General features: G+C 38.9%; 5 protein-coding genes. 3 read left to right on the top strand and 2 right to left on the bottom strand.

Annotated features, from left to right (window positions below; translation table 11 throughout):
- A partial coding sequence (locus H0X48_06575) for a hypothetical protein (GenBank protein MBA3954956.1) occupies positions 1-1,750 on the top strand: 1,750 nt, incomplete at its 5' end.
- A 76-nt stretch (positions 1,751-1,826) separates the two neighbouring features.
- Here H0X48_06575 and H0X48_06580 read toward each other — a convergent pair.
- A complete protein-coding gene (locus H0X48_06580) occupies positions 1,827-3,119 on the bottom strand; it encodes a hypothetical protein (GenBank protein MBA3954957.1) in 1,293 nt (430 codons plus the stop codon).
- A complete protein-coding gene (locus H0X48_06585) occupies positions 3,112-5,838 on the bottom strand; it encodes a hypothetical protein (protein MBA3954958.1) in 2,727 nt (908 codons plus the stop codon). Before H0X48_06585 ends, H0X48_06580 begins: the two co-directional genes overlap by 8 nt.
- 142 nt (positions 5,839-5,980) lie before the next feature.
- On the opposite strand from H0X48_06585, the gene H0X48_06590 reads away from it, so the two are divergent.
- The gene (locus H0X48_06590) at positions 5,981-7,528 is read left to right on the top strand and encodes a YifB family Mg chelatase-like AAA ATPase (GenBank protein MBA3954959.1); all 1,548 of its coding nucleotides are present in this window, start codon (positions 5,981-5,983) and stop codon (positions 7,526-7,528) included.
- Positions 7,529-7,531: 3 nt separating this feature from the next.
- On the top strand, positions 7,532-7,893 hold a 362-nt coding region (locus H0X48_06595), incomplete at its 3' end, for a 4'-phosphopantetheinyl transferase superfamily protein (GenBank protein MBA3954960.1).

A 7,893-nucleotide genomic window follows, 5' to 3' on the forward strand; every position in this document is an offset into this window, starting at 1 on the left:
CACAGGTGCTCTAAGCTCTTCGTTAATAGTTGACGCTGATATTACAACAGGTACTATTTCTGATAGCAAGTTAAGTTCACCCGTAAGCTCTACCAGCACAGCAAACTCTTTAGTTAAACGAGATATAGCAGGTAATTTTGCAGGTAATACTATTACAGCTAACAATTTTAGCGGCCCCTTAACAGGTAATGCTTCCTCAGCTACAAACTTTAGTGGCTCACTGAGCGGAGATGTTACAGGAACTCAAAGTGCTACTGCTGTTAATTTTGTTGGTGGTCAATCAGCAGCAAATGTTGCAACTGCAACCATAGCTGCCAATGCAGCAACTGCAGCTAATACCGCTGGTACAATAGTACTGCGCGATGGAACAGGTAACTTTAGTGCAGGAACTATTACTGCTAATCTAACTGGTAACGTAACAGGAAATCTTACAGGTAATGCCTCAGGTTCAGCTGCACTTAACGTACTTAAAGCTGGCGATGCAATGACAGGAGCTTTAAGTATTACTACAACAGCTGCTGGCATAACACCACTTACCCTTACCCCGCAAGCAAATTCAACGGGACTCTCTATTGGTGCAACTTCAGGTAATGCACTTAACATTAACAATGGCCAATTTACTGTTATAGGATCAACTGGTAATACTACCATTGGCGGAACACTTAACGTAACTGGTGCTACTACTTTTACTGGAGCAACTGCTCTTACAGCTTTAGGAGCAACATCCCCTGGAGTAGTACATGCTGCAGCCACCACAGGTGCTCTAAGCTCTTCGTTAATAGTTGACGCTGATATTACAACAGGTACTATTTCTGATAGCAAGTTAAGTTCACCCGTAAGCTCTACCAGCACAGCAAACTCTTTAGTTAAACGAGATATATCAGGTAATTTTGCAGGTAATACTATTACAGCTAACAATTTTAGCGGCCCCTTAACAGGTAATGCTTCCTCAGCTACAAGTTTCACAGGCCCGCTTGCGGGTGATGTTACAGGTACTCAAGCAGCAACAGTTGTTAGTCTTGTAGGGGGTCAAGCAGCAGCAAACGTTGCAACTGCAACCATAGCTGCCAATGCAGCAGCTGCAGCTAATATCGCTGGTAAAATAGTACTACGTGATACATCAGGTAACTTTAGTGCTGGTACTATTTCTGCAAATTTACTAGGTAATCTAACAGGAACTGCAACTTTCAACGATGGAACGGCAGCTACACCTAGTATTTCTTTTGCAAATCAAACTAATACAGGATTTTATCGCTCTACACCAAACAGTATCAATGCTAGTATTAATGGCAGCAATCGTATGACTATTGATTCAGCTGGAATGCGATTTGTTGCTAGCTATAAAGCAAGCGCTTATGTAACAAGCGATATAGTACTTGCTGCTACACCTTATACTGTAGCTTTTGGCACAAAGAATTTTGACCCTAACAATAATTTTTTTACTAGTGGAGCAACTCAAAGTTCTACCTATACTGCTCCAGTGGCCGGTTATTACCTTATAGCAGTACAACTTACCGTTCAAGGAGTAGGTGTTTCCTCAAGTAATCTTAGAGTTTTTAAAAATAGTGCTGCCGTGCCTGGTTATTCAGTTTCTTCGGCAATTGCTAATAATAAGTTAGGTTCATTGTCTTTAACTAACATTATATTTCTTAATGCCAACGATACGTTAAGCATATCGTATAGTGGATCAGTAGGAGATATAGTTAAAGCAAGTGATTCAAACATCGCTATTAGTTTAATGTCAATATAACACTACCAACAGGTATAACAAATAAGGGCCTCTAGTCGAGGCCCTTATTAATGTTTATATATTTAAGCTGTATTTGTTAAAAATTAACTGTTAACGAAGCTCCCACTGTGTTGGCAAGCAGAGCATTTTTACCATTAAAGCCATGTTTATACCAGAAACTTACATAAGGCTCGATAGGCCATTGAGCGCATGGACGACAGAAGTTATAGTTAAGACCTACAATAAAGCTATGCGCTGTCCAGTTTTGTAAACTCTGAGCATTATTAACTAACCCTACAGAATCTATGCCATCGTTTCTAACATATAACTTATCTTCGTTTCGCTTTAAGTACTGATAATTTAATTTAACCGATAAACCACCTAAAAGATCAAATGCTTCAACATATAAATTATATTGTTGCCCTAGACCATACTCTTTAAAAGCACAATTTTTATTAAAAAACAAAAGATCAGTCTGACCATTACCAGCCCTAATACGACGATCTCGCGTATTGCCAAAAAGGTAGAGAAATTCAGCATCAAGGCCACCACGTAAGCGATGAGCAAAAAGCAAGTCTAAACCGCCGGCAATTTGCAGCCCCCAAGAACCATCATTACCAAAAGGAAATGCTAAAATTTTATCTTCATCTTGCTTAAGACCCGTAGGCATCGATAAACCAAAACGCAGCTGCGTGCTCACGCAACGCAAAAAAGGTTTTGCTTGAGGATGATCAAGTTTCCAAGTACCTTGAGCAACTAAATCTCCAATGCCCTGTCTTTTCCAGCCATTAAGTGAAAGATTGCCACGCTCACGCGCTAATGTAGTAAGTTTTTTGCCCATTGCTTCTTCAAAAGAGACTTCACTTTCTTCTTCAACAAAAGAAACGTTACTGAGTTCCATTTGATAGTAAGGTAAAAACAGTCCAAAACTCAGTCCATAGTTATAATGCCAACGAGCAGCAAACATAAGATTAGTCTTAACTTTAAAGAGACCATAAGGCTTAAACTCACCTGCACAGTTAAAACCTTCATTATCATTAAACAGCTGTGCTAAATCATGTTCCCCTGCAGCCTCGTTAAGAGTAACCGTTCGCAAAGCAGCATGTAAATTTTGACTATTTTGCCATAATTGTAGCGGGTTGACAGGACCTTCATGCGATCTGCGTCTTACTCGACCAAAACAATCTTCAGTATCTTGAAAAGCTCGTACACATAAAGCATGTTCGTAACCAACGGTAAACTGAAAGTTTTTCCCGGGGCACACAGGTGGTATAAGAAATCTATCTGTTGGTCTAAAAATATTAAGCGGCGCAAGAGCAACGACAGTTCCTGTAGCACCAAGCACAAGTGCCAAAGACAAATTTTTAAGTATTTTTTGTATGTTATTCATGTAGCATAATCCCAAATTCACCAGGAATTAACCAGGTGCCTAGTGTTGTATCGTATATTAACCGTCCAATAGTACGGCTTTCTTCTTTAAGAACAATTCGCTTAGTGTCTTTACTTGCAAAACTAGTGCCTGCTTTTAATGATGAAGGCCAAATTTCAAGCAGCGCTCCATCATCGCCTTGTGCTCCTCGAGTAGCAAGTATTACTGATCCATCAGTTACTATATGAGTACGGTAATCCCCTAGAGAAGCAAAAAAGCCCCGTTCTCCATTTTGATACATATAATCAGGCAGCAGATTAGCGTGCCCTGTAGCTGCATCGAAAGCTATTCTGTAAAGTCGTGCTTGTTCACCATGCACATACCCGTTAAGAGCATAGAGCATACTTTTACTTCCTGCCTCAACAGCAAATAAGCGTGTTACAGGCCCCCTATGCTGCTGCCAACCAGCTGAGCACGGTAATTCAAAGTATTGCCAGTCAATATCATGTGCATGCTGCACTGTAGCTAAAGACCTTGTACCGCTTGATTTTAAGAGGCCAGAACTTGTTGCAAGAAAAGCATACGGTTCAGCTATAACCATATCTGATAGATAAAACTTATGATGTTGATCATTTTTAATTAACGTTACAGCATGCAGATTTCCTGTAACAAAGTTTTTTGCACTAACTTCTATACGTTCAAGTTTTTCGTAACTTAAAATATAAGCTCTGTTATCACGTGCTACAATTTTTCTAATACCACGCCAATGGCCTAAAAACTTACATGCCATATCAGAGGTCAACCCAGAAAAATTGGCTCCCAAACCCGGATCAACTGGCCAACCACTACCATCAGGGCGAGCAAGGACAGCCAGACCACTGCTGCCACCAACAAGCAACCAACCGTACGTACCATCGCTTATAACTTCTACACAAGAAATTGAACCCACTTTAGCTAAATCACCACCAGAAATCTCAAGAGCTTGAGAGTTCCCTGAAAATGACTCTAAAGAAGCATTGGTCATTACTTGAGCAGGACCACTACCGATTAACGGTGTAAAAACAGTATTTTTGTCAGTGCCTGTTTGCACGAGAAGTACACTTTTTAAGCCGCCTGCAGCTACTACAGCTATTCGATTGCCAATCTGTTTAGTAAAGCTGGGTGTAGAATAGGTAAACGAATGGACTGAATGGACACCACCTGCTGTAAACCAACTGGTTGGTATACATTTTGCAATAGCATTAGTACCTGAGTGCCAGCGAGTTCTCTTGATATATTTTTCAGCTTTTATATCACTTGCTTTTATATCATTTGCTTGGGCAGGCATATACCAAAAAAAAGTATATTCCGGATCATATATAAATGATTGCACCGGTTCAGCTACACTGCCAGCACGACGCCACTGGGTCCATCCTACAACAGAACCAGAATCATCAAAAATTGCTTGTGAAGAAAAGATACCGGAAGCTTGGTCCGTAGTACCAGCGCCTACGGAAACGTACACAGCATCATGAGCAACTTGTAGTTGCGTTATAGGACCCGGCAAAACACTTGTACCACCTACTTGAGCAGACACATCAGATACAGCAACCGTATGCTCGGGCAGCGTAGCTGGTTTTATAAAGTTATTGCTCTGTTTATCAGCTAAAGTACCAATAGTCTCTGTGTCAGCAGAAATACCCACAAGAGGCACAGCACATACAGCCTGGTTGTTTGCAAAGTCACGAACCACAATAAGATAGGCATGGCTAGTACTTGTATGCATAGTACGTACTTTTGAAAGATGCACTTTTTCATGAGCACCACGCGTTGCTACTATGCTTGTACCATTAAAAACAGCATCTGGTGCAATAGGCTGTAAGCGTAAACGACTGCCTATAATTGATCCAAGGACAAGGGCCTTAGCACCACTTGTAGCAGCGCTACCAGAAGTTACCTTAAATGCTCCAAAAAACCTATTAAGTTTAACATCGTAATAAAAATCAGCTGTAGACTCGAGCGCTGTTAATGCACTATCAATAGCAAGATGCGTAGAATCTAAGTTTAAGCATAGAGGAGCTAGTTCGGCTTTACCTTCATCAGTACGCTCATGTCGCCATAACCACTCTTTTTGTATTTCTTCGTCAGCTGGTTTGTCTTCTTTTTTATTTTCTTTTGTTTTTGTTGGAACACTTTTTTTAGCTGTTACTTTTTTTGTAGATTCTTCTTCTTTTTTAGATTCTACTAAGTCTAAAAATACAGGTGAAAGCGAAATTTCATTAGGCTTATTATTACGTATAACAACCAAACCAGTGGAAGTTGATACTAAATTTAGTATTTGAGAATCTGTTGGTAACGTAGTTGCTGTTACTTGTGTGTTTTTACCTGTTGTAGTGGTGGCATAGAGTGTGGTTGGTTCATCTTTTTTAACCGCTACAACTCTTCCAGATACTAATCCAATAGTACTAATAGAAGCACCATATAAGGGGTTATCAGTATTAGGAGTATTTTTGTAAATTACTTTTTCAGGAGCTAAACCTATAACTCTCTGAGAAAAACGAGATAAAGCGCTGAGTGCCAGGGTTTTATCTTTTTGACAATCTAAAGATCCCACGTAAATAGTTTCTGGTGTGTAAAAAGTATAACAAGACACAGGTACTATGCTTGTAGGGATAAAATCTGCTCCACAGATTCTACCAGAAAACCCAGCAACCAATAATAACACTATAAAATAAACAGGACTGTAAAGAAGATATATCATAGAAAAGTTCCTTTAATTAATGTGTAACCTTATAGAGTGTACAACAAAATTGAAGCGATTGCCAAAATCTTAAAATATGTTATATATTGAAATAATATAATAATAATTATTTAAAAAAATTTATAACAATAAAGTTCACCCCATGCATACAAAAATATTTTCAGCTACTACCATTGGCATTGAAACGTATCCAGTAGAAGTTGAAGTAGATTTATCGTTTGGATTGCTTCAGTTTTTTATTGTTGGACTTCCGGATACTGCGATAAAAGAAAGCAAACAGCGTATACAAACAGCTCTTAAAAATTCTGGCATAAAACTACCAGAAAGAAAAATTACGGTTAATTTAGCTCCTGCTGATTTAAAAAAAGAGGGAACACTCTTTGATTTACCTATTGCTGTAGGCATTTTACACGCAGCACAGCTGGTTTCTTTAGACGCCCAGTTTTTGCAAGAAACACTCTTTTTAGGAGAACTATCACTTGACGGCACTATAAAACCAGTTAAGGGCATCCTGCCTATTGCCTATGATAGCGCTAAGCTTGGCAAAAAAAGACTTATTGTAGCCACACACAATGCTCCAGAAGCGGCACTTATTACACATCTAGAGGTTATAGGCATTACCAATCTTATAGAACTTATTGCGTATATAAAAAAAGAAAAGATTATTGCCCCAACACGCACTAATTATAAAGATTTTCTACCTACAACACGCAAATCCCTGCTTGACTTTGATCAAGTAAAAGGACAATTTACTGCAAAGCGAGCATTACAAATAGCTGCCGCTGGACGCCATAATATATTATTTATAGGATCACCTGGCTCAGGCAAAACTATGCTTGCCAAGCGCCTACCGACTATTATGCCACCTCTTTCTTTTGATGAAATAATACAAACAAGTAAAGTGTATTCTATTAGTGGTAAATTAGATAAAGATCCTTTAGTAACAGAAAGACCTTTTAGAAATCCGCATCATACTATTTCTCAAGCAGGGCTTGTAGGTGGTGGCTCATTTCCTCAACCAGGTGAAATTAGTTTGGCTCATAATGGCATATTATTTTTAGATGAACTTACTGAGTTTAAACGTGATACTCTGGAAGTGCTACGCCAACCACTTGAGCAACAAGTAGTAAGTATTGCACGTGCACAACATACCGTACAATTTCCTGCAGCATTTTTACTTATTGCGGCTCTTAATCCTTGTCCCTGTGGGTTTTTAGGCGATAAAAAGCGCCCGTGCACCTGCAGTTCTTTACAAATAACCAAATATATTTCTAAACTTTCAGGGCCACTACTCGATCGAATAGATTTGCAAGTTACGGTGCCTTCTCTTGATTACGAAACTATTAAAGATCAAGAAACTCATCAAATAAGTTCAGCTAAACTCTATGAAGCTATAGAAAAAGCAATTAAGGCTCAAGAGAACCGTTCACAAGCACTTAATACACCTAAGAATTGGAATGCGTATTTACCAGCTGAGCATATTGATAAACACTGTATACTTACCCCTGGCGCACAAGAGTTGGTTAAAAAGGCATTTGATAAACTTAATCTTACCATGCGCGGATACCATAAATTATTAAAAGTTGCCCGCACTATAGCTGATTTAGAAACCAGTGAATCTATTGATATACAGCATATCAAAGAAGCACTATTATATAGATCACTTGATCAAAGCTTTGCAAAAGAGTAACACATGCGTAGTATCGGTATTGATGCAGTAGAAATAGAGCGCTTTAAGCATTGGCACACGTATAGCGCTCAGCAACTAGAAAAAATTTTTACTGTGCAAGAAATAGCTTATTGCTTGGCTAACAGTAGCAAAAGCGCTGAGCGCTTTGCTGTACGATTTGCCGCAAAAGAAGCAACCTATAAAGCTTTAAGCTCTTTATGCAATCTTGAACAAAGTTTTCTAAGTCTAGCCAGGGCATTTGAAGTTCAAAAGCACAATCATGTGCCCATTCTAGTTATTGATTGGACTAAAATTATTAATAATAGTCTAGATAAAACATCTATAACTATACACTGTTCTTTTACTCATACAAAAACGACAGCACT

It is taken from the genome of Candidatus Dependentiae bacterium (assembly GCA_013821315.1).
GTDB lineage: Bacteria > Babelota > Babeliae > Babelales > Babelaceae > JACDHA01.

Bases quoted from the DNA above. Each gene is read 5' to 3' on its own strand.
- H0X48_06580 (MBA3954957.1), bottom strand. From the start codon at position 3,119: ATGAATAACATACAAAAAATACTTAAAAATTTGTCTTTGGCACTTGTG.
- H0X48_06585 (MBA3954958.1), bottom strand. From the start codon at position 5,838: ATGATATATCTTCTTTACAGTCCTGTTTATTTTATAGTGTTATTATTG.
- H0X48_06590 (MBA3954959.1), top strand. From the start codon at position 5,981: ATGCATACAAAAATATTTTCAGCTACTACCATTGGCATTGAAACGTAT.